At 60.2% G+C, this 19051-nt stretch carries 20 protein-coding genes and 1 riboswitch; of the genes, 19 read left to right on the plus strand and 1 reads right to left on the minus strand.

Features of this window, described 5'->3' with window-relative positions:
- The 16 genes from IE111_RS24510 to IE111_RS14140 all read left to right on the plus strand — a co-directional run.
- Positions 1 to 326: hypothetical protein (locus tag IE111_RS24510; RefSeq protein ID WP_229805367.1), on the plus strand; the 326-nt coding region annotated here is incomplete at its 5' end.
- Between the two features lie 63 nt (positions 327 to 389).
- Complete coding sequence (locus IE111_RS14070; protein WP_229805368.1) at positions 390 to 1799, plus strand: di-heme oxidoreductase family protein; 1410 nt, start codon at positions 390 to 392, stop codon at positions 1797 to 1799.
- Between the two features lie 20 nt (positions 1800 to 1819).
- The gene (locus IE111_RS14075) at positions 1820 to 2770 is read left to right on the plus strand and encodes an imelysin family protein (protein WP_189609829.1); all 951 of its coding nucleotides are present in this window, start codon (positions 1820 to 1822) and stop codon (positions 2768 to 2770) included.
- Positions 2760 to 3800: a DUF1513 domain-containing protein gene (locus tag IE111_RS14080; protein ID WP_189609831.1), complete on the plus strand. Its 1041-nt coding sequence runs from the start codon at positions 2760 to 2762 to the stop codon at positions 3798 to 3800. Before IE111_RS14075 ends, IE111_RS14080 begins: the two co-directional genes overlap by 11 nt.
- 52 nt (positions 3801 to 3852) lie before the next feature.
- Positions 3853 to 4021: riboswitch (FMN riboswitch) on the plus strand.
- Positions 4022 to 4153: 132 nt separating this feature from the next.
- On the plus strand, positions 4154 to 5116 hold the full coding sequence (locus IE111_RS14085) for a DMT family transporter (protein ID WP_189609833.1): 963 nt from the start codon (positions 4154 to 4156) through the stop codon (positions 5114 to 5116).
- Positions 5117 to 5238: 122 nt separating this feature from the next.
- Positions 5239 to 7476: a DUF1631 family protein gene (locus IE111_RS14090; RefSeq protein ID WP_189609835.1), complete on the plus strand. Its 2238-nt coding sequence runs from the start codon at positions 5239 to 5241 to the stop codon at positions 7474 to 7476.
- A 487-nt stretch (positions 7477 to 7963) separates the two neighbouring features.
- Positions 7964 to 8131, plus strand: coding sequence for a hypothetical protein (locus IE111_RS14095; protein ID WP_189609836.1), 168 nt, complete (start codon positions 7964 to 7966; stop codon positions 8129 to 8131).
- A gap of 254 nt (positions 8132 to 8385) precedes the next feature.
- Entirely contained in the window at positions 8386 to 9408 is a 1023-nt protein-coding gene (locus IE111_RS14100; RefSeq protein WP_189609838.1) for a helix-turn-helix domain-containing protein, read from the plus strand.
- 427 nt (positions 9409 to 9835) lie between these two features.
- Complete coding sequence (locus IE111_RS14105) at positions 9836 to 11074, plus strand: parallel beta-helix domain-containing protein (RefSeq protein ID WP_189609840.1); 1239 nt, start codon at positions 9836 to 9838, stop codon at positions 11072 to 11074.
- Entirely contained in the window at positions 11071 to 12228 is a 1158-nt protein-coding gene (locus tag IE111_RS14110) for an SO2930 family diheme c-type cytochrome (protein ID WP_189609843.1), read from the plus strand. The genes IE111_RS14105 and IE111_RS14110 overlap by 4 nt, the downstream gene beginning before the upstream one ends.
- 112 nt (positions 12229 to 12340) lie before the next feature.
- A complete protein-coding gene (locus tag IE111_RS14115; RefSeq protein ID WP_189609845.1) occupies positions 12341 to 12811 on the plus strand; it encodes an Mpo1 family 2-hydroxy fatty acid dioxygenase in 471 nt (156 codons plus the stop codon).
- A 385-nt stretch (positions 12812 to 13196) separates the two neighbouring features.
- Positions 13197 to 13820 (plus strand): class I SAM-dependent methyltransferase, encoded by a 624-nt coding sequence (locus tag IE111_RS14120; protein ID WP_189609847.1) that lies wholly within the window; start codon positions 13197 to 13199, stop codon positions 13818 to 13820.
- A 58-nt stretch (positions 13821 to 13878) separates the two neighbouring features.
- Positions 13879 to 15588 (plus strand): hypothetical protein, encoded by a 1710-nt coding sequence (locus tag IE111_RS14125; protein WP_189609849.1) that lies wholly within the window; start codon positions 13879 to 13881, stop codon positions 15586 to 15588.
- A 78-nt stretch (positions 15589 to 15666) separates the two neighbouring features.
- Positions 15667 to 16446 (plus strand): TSUP family transporter, encoded by a 780-nt coding sequence (locus tag IE111_RS14130; RefSeq protein ID WP_189609852.1) that lies wholly within the window; start codon positions 15667 to 15669, stop codon positions 16444 to 16446.
- A 74-nt stretch (positions 16447 to 16520) separates the two neighbouring features.
- Entirely contained in the window at positions 16521 to 17072 is a 552-nt protein-coding gene (locus IE111_RS14135; RefSeq protein WP_189609854.1) for a TfoX/Sxy family protein, read from the plus strand.
- A 22-nt stretch (positions 17073 to 17094) separates the two neighbouring features.
- Positions 17095 to 17289: a hypothetical protein gene (locus IE111_RS14140; protein WP_189609856.1), complete on the plus strand. Its 195-nt coding sequence runs from the start codon at positions 17095 to 17097 to the stop codon at positions 17287 to 17289.
- Positions 17290 to 17331: 42 nt separating this feature from the next.
- Here the strand turns inward: IE111_RS14140 and IE111_RS14145 are convergent, their stop codons facing one another.
- Complete coding sequence (locus IE111_RS14145) at positions 17332 to 17694, minus strand: DUF488 domain-containing protein (protein ID WP_189609858.1); 363 nt, start codon at positions 17692 to 17694, stop codon at positions 17332 to 17334.
- Between the two features lie 174 nt (positions 17695 to 17868).
- On the opposite strand from IE111_RS14145, the gene IE111_RS14150 reads away from it, so the two are divergent.
- From IE111_RS14150 to IE111_RS14160, 3 genes are read left to right on the plus strand one after another with little or no spacing between them, the layout of a single operon-like run.
- Complete coding sequence (locus IE111_RS14150) at positions 17869 to 18090, plus strand: DUF4177 domain-containing protein (protein ID WP_189609861.1); 222 nt, start codon at positions 17869 to 17871, stop codon at positions 18088 to 18090.
- Positions 18090 to 18368: a membrane protein insertion efficiency factor YidD gene (yidD, locus tag IE111_RS14155; RefSeq protein ID WP_189609862.1), complete on the plus strand. Its 279-nt coding sequence runs from the start codon at positions 18090 to 18092 to the stop codon at positions 18366 to 18368. The genes IE111_RS14150 and yidD overlap by 1 nt, the downstream gene beginning before the upstream one ends.
- Complete coding sequence (locus IE111_RS14160; RefSeq protein ID WP_189609866.1) at positions 18369 to 18755, plus strand: TM2 domain-containing protein; 387 nt, start codon at positions 18369 to 18371, stop codon at positions 18753 to 18755. It abuts the gene before it with no gap.
- The last annotated feature ends 296 nt before the right edge of the window (positions 18756 to 19051 follow it).

Here is a 19051-nt window from a genome sequence, read left to right on the forward strand (position 1 = left end):
AATACCAATTGCGGGTGCCGGAGGGCATTCTAACCAGCATGAACGAGCCTAAAACCAATGTGATGCCGGCAAAAAAATACTCTCACAGCCTCATCGCCCACCATGGTAATAAACTCAAGTTTCGGGGTACGCGCTTTGGTGCCAGAACCCGCACCGGCTGCCGGGTAGACCCATTCGGGGTCGCCGTGAACCCATCCATGGGGGCTTGGCGGCAGCCATCCTGGCTGCCGACATCCCCGAATGGGTCTACCCGGCAGCCGGCGCTAGCCATGGGTGAACACCGAGACTTGAATAATAAAATTACCGTAGTTTCCGCACCTCGGTAAGCATTGCCCACCCTACTGGACTGCCCCAAGCTCCCTGAAGAGTCTCAAGCTGTGGATTGAACAATGACTCGATCTTTTATCAACCGCCCACTGCGCAAACTGGGCGGTTTTGTCGTTTCCATGGTCTGCGCGATGTCAGCGTGGGCCGATTTGCCTTTTAGCGGTGGCGATACCACCGTTCATGCCAAAGGCTCCAACGCCTTCTCCCTGCCGTCGGCCAATCTCTCGTTCGAGGAACGGCTCGATTTCAGCGTCGGCAATTCGTTTTTCCGCAACCCCTGGATTCCCGCACCCGCCACGACGACGGCGCGGGACGGACTGGGCCCCCTGTTCAACACCAACGCCTGTCAGAACTGCCACATCAAGGACGGGCGCGGGCACCTGCCGGAGAACGATGCCGATATCGCCGTTTCCATGCTGGTGCGCATCAGTGTTCCTTCAACGGACGAGACGCCGGCCGAACTTCTGAAGCAGATGGGCAACGTTCCGGAGCCCACCTATGGCGGTCAGTTCCAGGACGCCAGCCTGCCCGGCACCCAACCGGAAGGACGCATTCGCATCCGCTTCAACGAACGGAGCCTGACCCTGGCCAATGGCCGGGAAGTCCGGTTGCGCGAGCCGGTCCTGGACTTGACCGATCTGAACTACGGACCCCTGGCGGACGATGTGCAGACGTCCATTCGGGTGGCGCCGGCCATGAACGGGCTGGGATTGCTCGAAGCGATACCGGATACCGACATCCTGGCCTGGGAAGACCCGGACGATGACGACGGGGACGGGATATCCGGGCGCGCCAACTGGGTCTGGGATCAGGCCGCTGAGCGGACCCGGTTGGGCCGGTTCGGCTGGAAGGCGGGTCAGCCCACGTTGCGCCAACAAAACGCTGCGGCCTTCAACGGCGATATGGGCCTGACCACCGACCTGTTCGTGGCCGAAAACTGCACCTCGGCGCAAACACTGTGCGCTGACCAGCCAAACGGCGGATCGCCCGAAGTGAGGACCGAATTGCTCGACAACGTCACCTTCTACAGCGCCCACCTGGGTGTGCCGGCGCAGCGTGATCACGACGCGCCCGAGGTCCTGCGCGGTGCCGAGCTGTTTGAACAGAGCGGCTGCGCCGGCTGTCATCGACCGACTGTTCAAACCGGCCTGTCGCCTAACCGTCCGGCTCTGTCCGGGCAAACCATTCATCCCTTCACTGACCTGTTGTTGCATGACATGGGGCCGGGACTGGCCGACCATCGGCCGGAGTTCCGCGCCAGTGGCCGGGAGTGGCGAACCCCGCCTTTGTGGGGCATCGGTCTGCTGCCGGATGTGAACGGTCACCAACAACTGTTGCACGATGGCCGCGCCCGGAATGTGTTGGAGGCCATTCTCTGGCATGGCGGCGAGGCCGAGGCGGCCCGGACTACAGTGGAGCAGATGACCGAGGCCGATCTGGACGCGTTGTTGGCGTTCGTTAATTCCCTGTGATCACGAGCGAGGAGAGCGGAGTGAAACCTTTGATCCCACTGGTGCTGGGCGCCGTTCTGGCGGCTGGCGCACAGGCCGACCTGGCGACCGACTGGGCGCGGAACCAGAAGACCGCCGTATCCAAATGGCAGGATCGCACGACAGCGTTTGTGGCCGAGATGAACCGGGTGTGCGACGCCCGACCGGAAGCCCGTATTCCGGCCGAACATCGCCGGGCCTTGTTACCCGCCTGGTATGATCTGGTCGAGGCGTGGGGCGTTGTGGCCAGCCAGGAACCGGCGGCGATCGACGAACTGGGGTTTGGCTACCGCGTCGCTTTCTGGCCGGACAGCCGGGGTGTCGTCGTGAGGCAGATGGAGACCCACGCCGTGCAGCGTCAAACCGGTCAGTTCGAGTCGCTGCAAATCGCCGGCCATGGCATCCAGGGTTTGGACTGGATGCTGTCTCGATCGCAACCCGACTGCCGTCTGATGCGTGACTGGGCTGACCATTATCCGGGCTATGTCGACCAGATCGAGAGCGCCATGCCGGAACGGATGAGGCTGGCCGATCAGGCCGTGACTCTGGCCGCTAACGATCTCTATGCCCAGGCCAGTCGGCTTAATCAGCGTCTGCGCGAGGTGATGAACGAACCGGGCGGGCGGTACCGTCCTTTCATGGGCGATGTCTCCGAGACCGGTCAGTCCGTTCGCTTTATTCGAGCCGGCCTGAGCGATCTCGGCGCGCGCCTGGTGCTGTTCAGCGAACGCCTGCCGGACGATCGTATGCGGGCTCCGGCAAACGAATGGCGGAACACCCTGGTTGAATTGGCCGATACCTTGCCGGATGGCTGGCCTGAAGAGTCGGATGCGGCTTGGGATATGATCAAACGCATCCGAGCGGCCAACCAGGGTGTCGAAACCTGGTTGAAAAATGATGTCGCGGACGCTTATTCATTGCTGATCGGGTTCAACAATCAAGATGGCGATTGATCGAAGAACTTTTCTGTCGATGGCGGGGGCGGCCTGTGTGTCGCCCTGGTTGCGCGCCGGAGAGCGACATCCACGCTGGTTGAGTACCGGGCGCGACCGGGACGGTCGATATTGGCTCGCCGGAGTGGGGCGGGGCGACGACCTGGCGTTCAAAAGCCCGTTGCCCGGGCGTGCCCACGGCTTCGCCGTTGCGCCCGACCGGCCGCAGGCTCTGGTTTTCGCCCGTCGGCCCGGCAACTGGGCGGGTGTCTTCAGTCCGCTCGACGGTCGGATCAGCCGCTGGCTGGAACCGCCCCGGGATCACCTCTTCGTCGGCCACGGTTGCTGGCTTGAAGATCGGTGTTGGGTAGCGCTGGGTTCCGAGTCCAGCGATGCCCGGTTGGGAATCTGGTCCCCCGTTAACGGGCACTGGACGGATCGAATCGCGTTGCCCGGCATCGGTGCCCACGAAGTGGTCGCCCATCCCGGCGGAGAAGGCCTGGCCGTTGCCGTGGGAGGCCTGGACAACAGCGTCCGCGCATCGGGAGAAGCCTTCCGGAGCGCCTTGATTCTGCTCGATGGCCTTGGCCGGGTTCGGACCACGTTGACCTCCCCGCGGCCGGGCTTCAGTGTCCGTCATCTCGACGCCGATGAAGACCACGTTTATGTCGGCCTGCAGTATTACGGACCGGATCGAACCGACCTGCCGCTGGTCTATCGGGTCGCCTGGCGGGATCCCGCCTGGCAACCGTTGCCCGCCGAGCCTTGGCAATGGCTGCAAATGAACAGCTACATCGCCAGTGTGGTGTGCGGTCCCTGGGGTGTCTCGGTCAGTTCGCCCAAGGGGCACCATGTGATGCACTGGCGCTTTGAGGCGCCCGTTGCGATGGAACCGATGCGCGACGTCGCCGCATTGGCCGGTACGAATGATCGCCTCTGGGCGGGCAACGGTTTGGGTCAATGGCGGAGGTCGAATACGAGCGGTTCCACGGCACGAAGCGGCATCGTTCCGCTCGCCTGGGACAACCACGGCGCCGTCGCCTGGGTCTGACCTCGCCCCCGACTTGCCCGCCGTTCGAGGCGGGCGTATTATTCCCGGCTTCAATCGACTTCAGGGCGGGGTGAAAGTCCCCACCGGTGGTAGTGTTGCGGGGCGGGTGCCCTGTCAGCAGAGCCCACGAGCGCCTGGCTTGGATGTATCCATGCCAGGGTCAAGCAGATCAGGTCCAATGCCTGAGCCGACGGTGATAGTCCGGATGAAAGAAGTTGATCGCACCTCCGTCGCTGGGCGGAGGCTTGTCGTGCATGGCGATTACCCGACTTCCCTTGTCGGTACATGGCCGTGCCGGTGCGTTCGTACCTTCCTTTCTTACAAGCTGAGCCCTGTCACAAGAGGATACGACCGTGACAGGTACTTTCTATGTTCTTCTGGCCTGCCTGCTGTGGGCTCTGGACACCCTCATCCGATACCCCTTGCTCGAAGCCGGGGTCTCGACTCTCCACATTGTCTTTCTCGAACACGCCTTCCTGCTGGTCATGATGGTGGTGATCGGCCGTGTGGCCGGCATCCGTCTCTGGTCCTTCCAGAAGCGGGACTGGCCGGCCCTGTTCGTGATCGGCGGGCTCGGTTCGGCCATCGGCACTCTGGCCTTTACCCAGGCCTTCAGCCTGATGAACCCGACGCTGGTGATCCTGCTGCAAAAACTGCAGCCGGTCGTGGCGGTCAGTTTGTCGGCCCTGGTGCTGGGCGAGCGGATCAGCCGAGGGTTTCTGGTTTACCTGGCCGCCTGTCTGCTGGGCAGTCTGCTGCTGATCGGGGAGGATCTACTGCCCCTGTTCAGCCAGGAAGACTGGTTTTACCAACCGGGGCTGGATGCCAAATTGCTGGGCTACGGTTTGACCCTGACCGCCGTGGTCGGCTGGGGGGCGAGCACGGTGTTCGGCAAGCAATTAAGCCAGCGCGGGCACGGAACGAGCGGCATCATGACCGGACGGTTCGCACTGGGGTTCGCCATCCTGCTGCCCTGGCTGTTGATCGCCCAGCCGGACCTTTCCCAGGTGGCGCCCACCCAGGTCGGGTGGATCGGCGTAATGGTGCTGATCTCCGGTCTGCTGGGCATGGCTTTCTATTATCGGGGGTTGCGGCGTATCGCTTCCCGGCACAGTGCCCTGGCCGAAATGTGTTTTCCGGTGGCCGCCGGTCTGGTCAACTGGGTGTTTCTCGGGTTCGCGCTGTCGCCGCTTCAGATGGTTGGCGCCGTTGTTTTGGTGTCGGCGAGCCTGCTCGTGCATTACCCCGGGCGCACTTTGGATCAAAACGCCAATCAATTGACGAGCGATGATTTAATACCCGCACTAAAAAAGTGACGCAGTGCTCAAAATAGAACATTGATCAGCTGCAAGGAAGCAAAAGTGACGTAAGTCCGGTTTGGGCGGATGGCCTGCGCTACCATCCGGCCAAACCGGTTAATAGAAGTTGGGATTGCGTCATGAACACAGCCAAAGTCACGCGCCTGAGCGACCATCTCGCCAAGGTACCTTCAAAACGGGACGACGCCCGTTTGCAGGCGCTGTCTCGCCGTTTTCTCGACCTGTTGCCACCGCTTCTGGACGGCTATTTCACCGCCGCCGACGACTTCCTGTTCCAGTGGGCCGAGAAGACTCGGGATGGCGTCGAGTCCGCCGCTTATTTCGAACACCTGCGCGCGCTCCGCCTGGAAAAAGACACTATCCGCGAAGCCATCCTGGAGGGGACTCGGGACCTGAACGAACGCCAGTTAAACGGCGACACCGGTTCCGGCCGGTCCGTCAAGTCCGTGTCCATGGATGAGTTGTCCCTGATGGAGGACGACACTCTGGAGCGTGGTCTGGCCATCGACAGCTTCGCCAATCGCGTGCTGGAGCGTTCCGGTAACGAATGGCTGGCCTTCCGCGAGCGGATGGGCGTGCTGATGGGCGAGCGTGAGCTCAAAGACGAACAGACCCCGTTCAATCCCCAGGATTTCGGCAAGGTTGTGTTCGAGGCGCTGGAGCGGATGGATTGCCCGCTGAAAACCGTGCTTATGCTGTATCGCCTGTTCGACCAGAAAGCCTGCGCCAAACTGACTGTGTATTACGAATCCGGCAACCGCTGGCTGGTGGAAGAGGGCATCCTGCCCAACCTCAAATTGATGAATGCCCGTAACGAAACGCCCCTGGCCCAGCCGGAAACCTTCGAGCAGTTGGGCGCCATGCTGGCCCAGCGCGCTTTGCAGGGTGAAGGCGGCCAGGGTGGCTCGTTCGGCGGTGGTGCGGCCGGTGGCTACGGTCACCCCGGCGGCATCGGTGGAGGAGGCGGAAGCGCTTCCCACGGCGGCGGCTATCCCTCCGGAGGTGGCATGGCCGGTGGCGGTGTGTCCGTCGATGCCGGCACCATGCAGCATTTGCTGTCCACTCTGAGCCACATTCAGACCCAGGTTGCGCCGGCGACAACCGACGTGGCGACGCTGAAAAACTGGGCCCAGACCCAGGCTCAGGCGATTACCACTGAAGCCCGGGGCACCGAAGACGCCGGGACCATCTCGCTGGTCGCCATGCTGTTCGAATACATTCTGGACGACGACTACCTGTCGCCGCACATGAAACAGCTGATGGCGCGGATGCAGATTCCCATCATCAAGGTCGCCCTGCTCGACAAGGAATTCTTTACCGATGCCGAACACTCGGCGCGCCGTTTATTGAACCGCATGGCGAAAGCGGCGGCCGGCTGGGAACCGGATTCGAACATCGACGACGACATCCTGCTGGACGGGATGGAAACCATCGTCACCCGGCTGAATCACGATTTCGAAACCGACCTCGGCATGTTCGATACTGCGCTCGACGAGTTCATGGCGTTGAAAGACGAGTACGACGCCATGCAGTCCGCGCGTGTGGCCGTATTGCGCGACGAGGAAGACGCCCGGGTTCGCCAGCACGAAAACCAGGATCGCGCCAAGCTGTTCATCGAAGCCCTTTTGAAGGACGAGGCACCGCCGACCGACGTGCTCAACCTGTTGCAGCGTCACTGGTATCGTCTGATGAAGGGTATTTTCAATTCCCGGGGCGAGGGCAAAGCCTGGAAAACCAGTGCCCGCATCGCCCGCGAGCTGATGTGGAGCCTGCAGCCCAACGTTCAGTTGACCGAAGCCACCCGCTTCAACAAGGTTGTGCCCGGTATGTTGTCCGGCCTGCGCGACGGTTTGAAAGCTCTGGGCGTGGACGAAGCGGAACGCAACAAGGTGATCGAACGCATCGAAGCACTGCACGACAGCAAACGCCAGAGCTTCAATGAAGATGTCTGGACCGCGCAAGAGAAACTGGATGCGTTCGAAGAACGCTCCCGGAAGGCCGAAGCCATTGTCGACGAACCCCAGCCACTGCCGATCGATGAGCCCGTGGTACAACACAAACCGGCTGACCTGACGTATTACATGGATGTTGTCGAATCGCTGGAAACCGGAGGCTGGTTCGACATCGAACTGAACGAAGGCGATGTACGCCGCGGCTGTCTGTCCTGCATCATCGGCGCCGGTACCAAGTACCTGTTTACCGATTACCAGGGCGACAAGATCGCCGAGCGTTCGGCCATCGGTCTCGCCATGGCCATGCGCAATGACACCGTGCGTCCGCTCGACGACGCGCCCTTGTTCGATCGCATGATCAACACCCTGGTCACCGATCTGGGTCAAAACCAAACCCGCCACTGATCGGGTGGTGGGAGCGAAGTGTCCGCCTAACACGCGGCCCGGACAGCCTTGTCTGCGTCGCGGCTGGACCCTGGGCTTCCATTACCCAACAATCCAAGACGATTTCGCACAAATCCCCTACGAACTTGAAAAACAGCCGCCTGCCCCAAGCACTATACTGTATCTGGTCGATCCCGGATTACCTCAATTTTTGTCAACAATTTAAATTGCCAAAGTGAGGTAGGCCGTTAGCTCCCACGACATGGGGGTCATGGCGGGATGGCCGATAAGGGTCTACCCTTATTAAAAGCGTTCAAAACGGGTCCAAAAACGACCTCAAAAGCGCATTCGGCTTGATTATGGACGCTAAGTTATAAATGTTTGTCGAATTCATGTACAGATTTTAAACAGGAGTGAGATTAGAGTAAGTATGTACCCAAAGAAAACTGACCCATCTGCTGGTAACAAGGGTACTAACCATCAGAACGATGATCCCAAGGTGAATAAAATGGAGAAGAAAGAAACCGCGAAGAAATCCTTTCTGGCCTTTTTGGGCGCAGTGAGCAAACACAAAACCCGCCGCCGGGGTAACTATACCACTCTGGATCGGCTGGCTCGTCCTGAAGTACGGGATGAACTCTCGCTGAAAGGTGTTGCGGTTCTAAGCGACAACTGATTCGGTTGCCGCACCCCGGGCTCACCCCCTGGGTCTACGGACAGAATCCAAGACCGGTCGGCATCCGGTGATGCCGACCCAGGCCTTTACCTCGGCCACGCTATCATTCGGGTCATGAACGACCGACCATGATGAGATACAGTCAGGCTGAATCGGGCGTTTTGCTCGCCGGAAAAACAGCCCAGCCTCGCGTGGGCAAGCTACCTCTCAGGGTGTAGACTCTTCGCTTTTATTGTCCGAAGTGAATCCCCCTCGTGTTGTATTGGCTCAGTGGCTTCGGCCTTGGCTTGGTGTTGCTCCAGGCACTGCTCGTCGTTGTAACCTTTCCCCGGCTCAAACCGGCCTGGAGTTACGCTTGTCTTATGCTCGCCGTCGGTGCCTTCCTGCTGCATCCGCTGGCCGAAGACGGCGTGCGCCTGATTACCCAAAGCATCCGCACCGCCATACCCGCCTTATTCTGGTGGCTGTGCATCGAAACCTTCACCGACCGACCCAAACGCTTTCGCTGGGGCGTCGGTTTCGCGCTGTACAGCGTTCTCGCCCCGGCCATCCACCTCGTCACCTTCGGTTCAACCGACGCCGGCTCCCCCGTGCTGCATCGGCTGCTGATCGGACTGCCGCAACTGGTCGAATACGGCCTGATCCTCACCGGCCTCGGCGTCGTCCTCTACCACTGGCGCGACGACCTCATCCCCACCCGTCGCCGACTGCGCGGCTGGCTGCTCGGTTTCGCCGGCGTCATCATCCTCACCCAGGTCGCCCTCGAACAATGGGTCGAAGCCGGCCAGATCGGCAAACTTCTGCTGGCCGACATCGCCCTCATCGCCATCGCCTGCCTACTGCTCACCGGCCGGACCGGCGTACTGCTCGGGCACGCGTCGCCACAGCCACAATTAACCAATAATGAACCTGCAGAACCCGACCTCGAAATCTCCCGGGAACGTCGTGCACTGAACCAGGCCATCCAGAATGGACTCTACCGACAGGAAGGCCTCACCCTCGCCACCTTCGCCCGGGCCATAAAACTGCCCGAATACAAAACCCGACAACTGATCAACCAGGAACTCGGCTTCCGCAACTTCCCCGACTTCGTCAACCACTACCGACTTGCCGACGCCTGTCGGCACCTCAAGGAAACACCCGACGAACCCATCACAACCATCGCCCTGGACATGGGCTTCCGGTCCGTCAGCTCGTTTAACCGCGTCTTCAAGGAACACTTGGGGATGACGCCGACTCAGTATCGAAAAGCCGGGGCGAGTGCTGGAGAGGCATAGTTCCCTGGAGTTGAAATCGGAGGTGTTTCGCCACCAGTAGATCGAACTTCACATCCAAGCAGGCAAGGGGTGCGCCTCTAGCAGGTAAGGCCAGTAGCGTATGTCCGGTATGCTCATTCGGTGGCAGGACTGGTTAGTATCGGATGGGTGGGATGCTCCCAGGGGGATATCTGAGGCATGGATGCCGAAGCTAAGCCCCCATGGAGGGGTTTACGGCGGCCCCCTGGGAGCATCCCACCCAGCCGATACGGGTTTCTGGCACCCAATCAAACCCAGCCGGGGCGGGTTCAACCACGATACAAGGGGCTATACCAAAGCCCCCGTATAGAGCCATTTTCAAAGAATTGCAAAGCGATTCTCAGGGTTTGAGAAGCACCCGACCGACCGTCAGCGCTAGTCTTCCTGGAGCGACAAAAGGAGAGAACCCATGAACGCGCTGAAAATAACAACTCAATGGCTGCTCATCACCCTGATCCTGGCCGCCTGCTCCCAGGACACCGACACCGCCGCCACCTCCGAGGACTACCAGAAAACCCTCATGACCCAGCTCATCGAGGCACAGCCCGGTGACGTCATCGACATCCCCGCCGGCACCTTCCACTTCAACCGGGGCCTCACCCTCAACCAGAACGGCATCACCCTCAGAGGGCAGGGCATGGACCAGACCATCCTGTCGTTCAAAAACCAGATCCAGGGCGCCGAAGGACTCTTCGTAAGCGGCAACGACTTCACCATCGAAGATCTGGCCATCGAAGACGCCAAGGGCGACGCCCTTAAAATCAACGAAGGACGCAACATCGTCATCCGCAACGTCCGCACCGAATGGACCAACGGCCCCGACACCGACAACGGCGCCTATGGCATCTACCCGGTCCAGACCGAAAACACCCTGATCGAGGGCTCCGTCGCCATCGGCGCCTCGGACGCCGGCATCTATGTAGGCCAAAGTCGCAACGTCATCGTTCGCAACAGCCGCGCCGAATACAATGTCGCCGGCATCGAGATCGAAAACACCCAGGGAGCCGACGTCTACGGCAATCTCGCCACCAACAACACCGGCGGCATCCTGGTGTTCAACATGCCCAACCTGCCGATACCGGGCAAGGGCACCCGGGTCTACGACAACGACGTCACCGGCAACAACACCGGCAACTTCGCCCACAAAGGCGCGGCCGTGGCCAGTGTGCCGGCGGGCTCGGGCGTCGTGATCAACTCCAACGACCAGGTCGAGATCTTCAACAACCGCATCAAGGACAACGACACCGCGAACATCATCATCTCCTCCGCCCAGTCCACCGGCTATTACGAAGCGGACAACGAAGCGGCCAGCTTCGACCCCTATCCGGAATCCATCTTCATTTACGACAACACCTTCGAAGGCGGCGGCAAAAGCCCGGACCACCTCGAACTCAAAGCGCTCAAGGTGCTCGAATTCGGCATCACCGGAGCTTTGCCGGACATCCTCTGGGACGGCTACTACGACCCGGAAAAACAAGTCGACGGCCAAACGCCGGATGCGCTGAAGATCTGCGTTCAGAACGGCGAAGCCGGCTTGATCAACGTCGATGCACCGGGTGGTTTCGACAACATCTCCACCGACATGAGCCCGCACAACTGTGAGCTCCCCAAACTGCCCGCCGTTTCACTGGAAGGAGCCGAGGCATGACCCGGATGCAAGGCATAACGACGGCCGGCCTTCTGGTTCTGATCGCACTGGTGAGCGGCTGTGGCCCGCAAGCAGTGACTCACCACGCCGAGGACCAAATTCCGGACGACCTGGCCGAGTGGGGCATTGTCACGATAGACGGCGATCGGCTTGTCTGGTCCGAACAGGTTCAGGTCTACGATCTGAACACCCCCCTGTTTACCGATTACGCCCACAAACTGCGCACCGCCTATGTCCCGGAAGGCGCTCAGGCCCAACTGGCGGATACGGGAGACCTCACATGGCCGGTCGGCACGGTTTTTAGCAAAACCTTTTATTACCCCAAAGGCCAGAAGGCAGGGCAGGTACAAAAAGCCGAGTTCGATCCGCAGGAAATCGAAAACGGCCTGTCACTGGAGGAACATCGACTGATTGAAACCCGCTTGCTGGTTCACTACGACAGCGGCTGGAAAGCCATCGGTTACGTCTGGAACGAAGAGCAGACTCACGCACAGCGTGAAGTCACCGGCGCATTGGTCCCATTAACCCTGCAGACCTCGACCGGGCAGCAGGACTTCACCTACGTCGTCCCGGACGCCAATCAATGCATCGGCTGCCATGCCACCGCCTTCAAAACCAAGCAGGCCCTGCCCATAGGCCCCGGCCAGGCCCGATTCGTCAACCGGACCGTTCCCGGCCAGGCAGGCAATCAACTGGCCGTCTGGCAGGAGCGTGGCTGGTTGAGTGGCGCGCATGACACACAGGCATCCGCACCCGATTGGCGTGACGGCTCCGCCAGTGTCGACGCCCGTGCCCGCGCCTACCTCGACATCAACTGCGGTCACTGCCACAGTCCGGAAGGCGCCGGTGACACCAGCGGTCTCTGGCTGCAACAAAACGTCACCGCGCTCAACCGTCTCGGTGTTTGCAAACCGCCGATCGCGGCCGGGCAGGGGACCGGCGGCAACCGCTGGGGCATCACCCCCGGCAAACCGGACGAATCCATTCTTCACTACCGCATGGCCAGCCTCGATCCCGGCGCGATGATGCCCGAGCTCGGGCGAAGCCTGGTGCATGACGAAGGCGTCGAACTGATTGCCGAATGGATTGCCGGGATGGACGGGGAATGCAACGAACCCGAAGCGGGGTTTTCCCTGGACCGGACGGCGGATTGAACAGTGTCCCCTCCCTCCGGGAGAGGGATAACCCCCGGGCTGTTGCCAAACCCCGATCACCCATTAAGCTGACCCAAAACCAACAACAATAAAAAGCCAGGAGGCCATTATCATGCTCAACAAATCCATCGACCAATGGCTCGACGAATACGGCGAGAGCCACCAGAACAAAACCAACAAACTCATCCACTGGATCTGTGTGCCCGTTATACTCTGGTGCGTCCTCGCCCTGCTGTGGCATGTCCCGCTGGGTCCCAACGAATGGCTTAACGGCGCCTCCGCCCTTATCGTCATCAGCATCCTGTTCTATGCCCGGCTGTCACTGACACTGACACTGGGCATGGCCGCCATATCCGCGATCTCGGTTTGGCTGATTATGGCGTATCAGAATGCGGGGTTTGGCTTTCCGCTCTGGGCTTTTGCGCTGGTGCTCTTTGTGCTCGCCTGGATCGGGCAGTTTGTCGGGCACAAGATTGAAGGTAAGAAGCCCAGTTTCTTCAAGGACATCCAGTTCCTGTTGATCGGACCGGCCTGGTTGTTGAGTTTCGTGTATAGGAAAGTGGGGATTCCGTTGCGGGCGTGATCGGGGGTGCGGGATTGATTGTTGCCCGGGTTTTATTGTTGGATTACGCGCTCTCGCGCTAATCCAACCTACGCAATACTACTTAGTGCAATTTGTCTTGCAGTCACCTTAAAAGGTGGGCAGTGCCCACCCTACAACGCAATGTATGTGCTGAGCACCCGAGGTGGGGGATGGCTTCTGCGGGGATGTCGGCAGCCATGGATGGCTGCCGCCAAGCCCCCATGGACGGGTTTACGGCGACCCCGCAGAAGCCATCCCCTGCCTCGGGTGCGGATAATGCCACCGCATACAAACGAGCCTTCACAAAAAGGGTTGAGGAAAAACACGAACCCGGTACCCTCCAGAAGCTGACACCCACCAAGACCTCAGCTCGGGAGAAGACTTCTTGGCGAAGCACGAACTGACCGCTCATGGCCTGACCTTCCTCAAACCCGGCCATAAACGCATCAAAGCCCTGAAAACCGAATACGGCGAAGCCAACCTCCATGGCACCAAAGTCTGGGACTCCAGCTTTGTCCTTATGGATTACCTGCTGCTCGACCCGATCCCCAAAGACCGGGTCGTCTTCGATATCGGTTGCGGCTGGGGGCCCACATCCCTGTTTCTGTTGAAACATTTCAGTTCCCGCGTCCTGTCCATCGACGCGGACGACTCTGTCGAGCCCTACCTGAAACTCCACGGCGAACTGAACGGGTACGAACCCATCTTCTGGCAGCGCAAGCTCAACCAGTTGAAGAAAGAAGACCTCGCCATGGCCGACACCATCGTCGGGGGTGACATCTGCTTCTGGGACGAACTGCGCGACGACTGGTGGAAACTGCTCAAGCGCGCCAAGAAAGTCGGCGTGCGCCAGGTGCTCATCGCCGATCCGGGGCGTCAGCCGTTCTACGACCTCGCCAACTGGGCCAAAGAGCGCTTCGATGCCGAACTGTGGGAGCACGACATCAAACAGCCCCTCAAAACCAGCAAATACGTGCTGGAGGTCAACCTGAACCCGGAGGCCCCCTAAACTTTGGGCCGGATCGGGCGATAACCTTATCGTCCACCCTCAACCGTGCGAACCACCGATGAAGCGAGCCGCCGTCCCCCATCGAATATTCCCGCTACACCGGCAGGGCCTGGCCCTTGTCGCCGCCCTGGCCTTGGCGGGCGGGGCCGGTGCGGTCGAACTGGGACTGGATCTCGGGGCGGCCGGCAGCCGCCTGGCCACCGGCTGGGGGCTGGCGACACACGCCCAGACGATGTTCACGCCCGAATGGGGGCTGGATCTCGGTTACCGTTACCAGAGCAAGCTCGAATACGATTTGAACGGGTCCAGCCACGAACATCGTTTCAGCCAGTTCGAGACCGGCCTGATCTGGCAACAGGGCAATCGCGGCGCCCGCTTCCAGGCCATTGGCGGGGCCATCTTTGCCGGCTACGGCGTCGAAGACGACTCCGGAGACCTGACCCTGGAGCGGTTCACGCCCGGGTACCGGTTCGACGCCGACGTCAGCGTCCCCGTGTTCACCCGGTTCCGGGTGTTCGCCAGCGCCGGTTACCAGGGCTTCTACAGCGACGGCATGTCGAACCAATGGCGTTGGCGCTATGGTGTGCGCATGACCTTCGGCAGCGAAGTCACACCGCTGGAGCGGGACGAACAGGCCCGGTTGGCCGCCGAACAGGCCGCCCGGGAAGCCGAGCGTGAAAACCCCAGCCCTCGCATCGACCCGGAGGTGCCGCAGTACATGCCCCGGTATCTGTCCCAGTCGCTGCCGCCCATCGTTGAACTCTCCGAAGTGTGCAAATGCTTCCCGGCCGGGCCCTATACGTTGCAGTTGGGTGAGTTCCGCTCGATGGAGCAGGCCGTTCGCGCCATGGAATACCGTGGCTTGCGCCAGTTCTTCAATACCGTCGCCTATGAACGCGAACCCCTGCCCGTCTTCCTGGCCCAGGTCGATCCCGAGGGCGCGGTGCTGATGTTCGTGGGCGAATTCGACTCTCTCGACCGCATCGACTTCTGGAAACGCCAGTTGCGCCGCAGTGGCGTCGAGGGGCGTTTGCGCAAGGTGATCGGCAGCGAGGGCCGGGTCGCCAATCGCATCGCGGCTGTACCGGAACTGGAGCGGAGCATCGAACCGCAGTACACCGAAGAAGAAGTGCGCCGGATGAACAGTTTGCCCGGTGATCGGCCGGCAATGGATACCGCGGCCATGAATCAGGCCGAACCGGAGTCGGCATCACGCTATACCGACAGCCTGGTGGTTGGGCCGGTACGGGAGAATCTGGTGCGTGCCTGGCTGGAACAGGCGGAATACCGCGATACACTGCTCAAGACCACGGACACCGCCATGCCGGGCCGCCAGCGTCTGGTTTGGGAGGCCACCCGCCAGGAGGGGTGGCTGTACCTGGATGGCTTCGCCGATCGACGCCAGTTGGACCAATGGCGGGCCTGGCTCGAACGCCGAGACCTGGTGGCGGATCACCGCGAACAGGCGACGCTGCCGGTGGGGGACACCTACATCTACCACCTCGGCTCCCGGCAAACCGGCCACACCCTGTTGCTGGACGCCCAGCCGACCGCGAACGCCATCATGACGCGCATGACCTCACCGGAAGTGCTCTGGTTCCAGGCGTATCAGGCCATCAACGACCAGCCGCCGACACTCAGCGTCAACTGGTCCGACAACGACGGGCGCTACCATCTGGTGGCGACCGGATTTGGCCAGCGCAGCCAGGTAATGGAGGCATCCCGACAACTGAGTAACGTCGGCCTGTTACCCCGTTTGATGGAGTAAGGGCGCGTTCGACCAGCGTTATATTCGATCGGGAATTTCAGGCATAATGGCCAGCCGTTGACGAGACTGGAGCCCTGAATGGAATTGGATTGGCCACTGACGCTGTTGTTCATCATGTTCGCCGTTGCCATGCTGGCCGGCTGGGTCGACACCCTGGCCGGCGGTGGCGGCCTGATCGCGCTGCCGGCCTTGCTATTGGCCGGTGTTCCTCCGGTCAGTGCACTGGCGACCAATAAGAGTCAGGGCGTCGTGGGCACGTTGACCTCCACTTTGACGATGTACTTCAAGGGCCATCTGCGAGGGCGCCACCTGATTCCGCTGGTGATCGCCTCCGCCATCGGTTCGGCGATCGGCACCTGGCTGGTGCAACGCGTCAACACCGATTGGCTGGCCTGGGTGATTCCCGTTTTGTTGGTCGCCGTCGCCGTCTACTACTGGTTATCCCCCAATCTGGGCGAAATGGAAGCCGATGCCCGCATGACCGAGCGCGCCTGGGGTCGTACCTGGGTGCCGGCTGTCGGCTTCTACGACGGCTTTTTCGGGCCCGGCACCGGGTCGTTCTTCGCCGCCAGCGGCGTGGCCTTTCGCGGTCAGACCCTGCTGAACGCCACCATCCGGGCCAAGTTGTTGAACTTCACCTCGAATGTCGTCTCTCTCGCCCTGTTCACCGCCGGTGGCCAGGTGGTCTGGACCATTGGTTTCGCCATGATGGCCGGGCAGATTGTGGGCGCCTATGTCGGCAGTCACACCATGCTGGCTGGCGGCGCCAGGATCATCCGTCCGGTGGTGATCGTCATGTGTGTACTGATGAGCATCAGCCAGGTGTTGCAGCAGATCGGGTGGCTCAGCTTCGGTTGAGGGACGGCCTTGCAAGCCGGGGTCAATCGCGCTACATCTAGTAGTGGTCCGAAACGGCCGGGAAGGAGGCTCCCATGGCTTACGATGAAGGTCTGGCTCAACGCATTCGCGACTATTTTCAGGGACGCACCGATGTGGTCGAGAAAAAGATGTTCGGTGGCCTGTGTTTTATGGTGCACGATCACATGTGCTGCGGTCTGCTCGGCAACGATCTGATGGCTCGGATCGGGCCGGACCACTATGAGGAACATCTTGCCTTACCCCACGCCAAACCCATGGAGTTTACCGGCCGACCGATGAAAGGCATCCTGACTGTCGAAGCCGAAGGCCTGGCGGAAGACGCCGATCTCTTCGCCTGGATCGACCGATGTGTTGCGTTCGTCGACACACTGCCGCCCAAAGCGCCGAAAAAGTCTCGCAAATCCCGGACATCCGCCCGCTCGGACGATGCCTTCGCCGGTTTGAGCGCCCCGGCCCGACGCGCCCTGGCGAACGCCGGCATCAACACCTTGAAAGACCTGTCCCGCTACAGCCAGGCCGAAATCCTGAAACTGCACGGTATGGGGCCGAGTTCCATTCCCAAACTGGAAAAAGCGCTGCGGGACGGAGGATTCTCCTTCCAATAGCCCCGGAAAGGATTCGAACACGATGACCGTAACAACCGATACCTTTGCCAACTACCCCGATCCGGCCAGGACGAAACTGAACACGCTGCGTCGGTGGCTTCTGGATGTCGCCAACGAGCACGAATTGGGATCCGTGACCGAGTCGTTGAAATGGGGCGAGCCCAGCTTTCAGGTGAAAAATGGAAGTACGGTGCGAATGGACTGGAAGCAGGCGTAAACATCCTTGCCCTCGTCGAGCCATCGTTTGATGCGCTCCTGTTCAATGGTTTTCAATGAACTCGCGAGTCAGATACTCGCGCAAGGCCACGGCCTGGTTGTGCTCCGTGTCGCGCGCGGAGTACAGCAACGTGATCGGACCCTGTCCGGCCTCCTGCGTCAATTGTTCGATAGCGTCCTGTTGCCCACGCAGTTCCTCGAAATAATGGTGCTTGAACGCTTCCCACTTGTCCGAGTCGTGGTTGAACCACTTTCGAAGTCGGGTGCTCGGCGCCAGTGTCTTGAGCCAGCGATCCGCCTGAACCTCCTCTTTGGTGCGACCACGTGGCCAGACCCGGTCCACCAATACGCGATAACCGTCGTTCGTTGCGGGGGACTCATAAACGCGTTTAATGCGAATCTCCATCCGTCCAGCCTCTTTGGTTTTCGGGAAACCTGTCTTCAATGATGCGACAAGGACGTAGCCCATCACAACCTTGAGAAGTGAAGCATTAACCCGCCGCTCTTACGTTGCTTTCCTCGCCCATCTTGCATAACGTCGAATCTTCACACCGTTCAATAATCGAATAGGAGAAGATCGATGCCCGATAGTCGCTACACCGAATACAAGGTCGTTCACCTCGCCGAAGGAGGTTGCGGCACTATCCTGCTGGGGGCTTCAGGCCTGCCGTTGCGCAAGATCGAAGCGGAACTGAATGCGCTGGCGGCCGATGGCTGGCAGGTGGTCTTTCAGGTGTTGGAACAAAAGCGCTTCTGGCTCTTCTGGCAGCGTGAAGCCATGATCGTCACCCTGGGGCGGTGATGTCGCCGACACGGTGCGTTCTCTGGATGATCGGGCGTTACCGGGCCACCGGTGGCGGTCGACGCTGGTTCGGAATCGACTGCAATTTCGAACCCAGCTGTTCGGCCTTTACGGAAGAGGCCATTCGCCGGCACGGCCTGGTACCGGGAATGCGGCTCGGTTGGGACCGAATACGTCGCTGCAATCGGCACGATGCCGTATGCAAGTGTCATGAACCGGTTCCGGACCGGGCCACTCCAGGCCATTCTCACCTCAAGAGACGGGAACGGGCACGCTGAATGCTGAAACAAGACGAAGTCGACAACGACGAAGAGCAACTCAAGACCGAAGCCAACGCCTTGCCCGCCGAAGCGCGCAAGGCCTTTTACCGCGAAGCCGGTCGGGCCGTGAAAGATCCCGACACCTACGCCGCCCTGAACTGGTTTTTCATCACGGGATTGCATCATTTTTATCTCGGCCGCTGGGGTCGGGGTGCGCTGGATCTGGCGCTGTTTGTGTCGGGGCTCATTGTGATGTTCACCCATTCCGTGCTTTGGGGGTTGGGGATGATCGCGTTGATCACCGTCCTTGAGTTTTGGGCACTGTTTCGCTCCCAGATCATCGTTCAGGACTGGAACAATCAGGTGTACCGGAGACTGCTTGACCGGTATCGGGGGCGACACTGAACGTCGTCGTCAGGTGTTCATAATATCGAACATATGGCACGATTTCGGAACCGATTTATTAGATCCCTAAAGAAGCCTGAGAAAATTTTTTAGGGATCTAATAGTTATTCCCCCAAAAATTAATAGCCTCGAAAGTGCGTTTCGAATGACGCTGAATATTCATTTTCAGTCGAACTTTTTATTCACTGGGCATGATTATTATTTGGGCCGTATTGAAGCGGTTTATGCACTAAATATATGTTTGTAACCTATTGATAATAAAAGATTTATAAGGGTTTTATCGAAAGCGGTTTGTA

The sequence above is a fragment of the Saccharospirillum salsuginis genome (assembly GCF_014651855.1).
GTDB lineage: Bacteria > Pseudomonadota > Gammaproteobacteria > Pseudomonadales > Natronospirillaceae > Saccharospirillum > Saccharospirillum salsuginis.

What these genes read in the sequence shown, in the direction of transcription:
- IE111_RS14160 (WP_189609866.1), top strand. Translation starts at nt 18,369, where the DNA reads ATGCTGAAACAAGACGAAGTCGACAACGACGAAGAGCAACTCAAGACC.
- IE111_RS14135 (WP_189609854.1), top strand. Translation starts at nt 16,521, where the DNA reads ATGGCTTACGATGAAGGTCTGGCTCAACGCATTCGCGACTATTTTCAG.
- IE111_RS14115 (WP_189609845.1), top strand. Translation starts at nt 12,341, where the DNA reads ATGCTCAACAAATCCATCGACCAATGGCTCGACGAATACGGCGAGAGC.
- IE111_RS14105 (WP_189609840.1), top strand. Translation starts at nt 9,836, where the DNA reads ATGAACGCGCTGAAAATAACAACTCAATGGCTGCTCATCACCCTGATC.
- IE111_RS14090 (WP_189609835.1), top strand. Translation starts at nt 5,239, where the DNA reads ATGAACACAGCCAAAGTCACGCGCCTGAGCGACCATCTCGCCAAGGTA.
- IE111_RS14130 (WP_189609852.1), top strand. Translation starts at nt 15,667, where the DNA reads ATGGAATTGGATTGGCCACTGACGCTGTTGTTCATCATGTTCGCCGTT.
- IE111_RS14070 (WP_229805368.1), top strand. Translation starts at nt 390, where the DNA reads ATGACTCGATCTTTTATCAACCGCCCACTGCGCAAACTGGGCGGTTTT.
- IE111_RS14110 (WP_189609843.1), top strand. Translation starts at nt 11,071, where the DNA reads ATGACCCGGATGCAAGGCATAACGACGGCCGGCCTTCTGGTTCTGATC.
- IE111_RS14150 (WP_189609861.1), top strand. Translation starts at nt 17,869, where the DNA reads ATGCCCGATAGTCGCTACACCGAATACAAGGTCGTTCACCTCGCCGAA.
- IE111_RS14125 (WP_189609849.1), top strand. Translation starts at nt 13,879, where the DNA reads ATGAAGCGAGCCGCCGTCCCCCATCGAATATTCCCGCTACACCGGCAG.
- IE111_RS14080 (WP_189609831.1), top strand. Translation starts at nt 2,760, where the DNA reads ATGGCGATTGATCGAAGAACTTTTCTGTCGATGGCGGGGGCGGCCTGT.
- IE111_RS14145 (WP_189609858.1), bottom strand. Translation starts at nt 17,694, where the DNA reads ATGGAGATTCGCATTAAACGCGTTTATGAGTCCCCCGCAACGAACGAC.
- IE111_RS14095 (WP_189609836.1), top strand. Translation starts at nt 7,964, where the DNA reads ATGGAGAAGAAAGAAACCGCGAAGAAATCCTTTCTGGCCTTTTTGGGC.
- yidD (WP_189609862.1), top strand. Translation starts at nt 18,090, where the DNA reads ATGTCGCCGACACGGTGCGTTCTCTGGATGATCGGGCGTTACCGGGCC.
- IE111_RS14140 (WP_189609856.1), top strand. Translation starts at nt 17,095, where the DNA reads ATGACCGTAACAACCGATACCTTTGCCAACTACCCCGATCCGGCCAGG.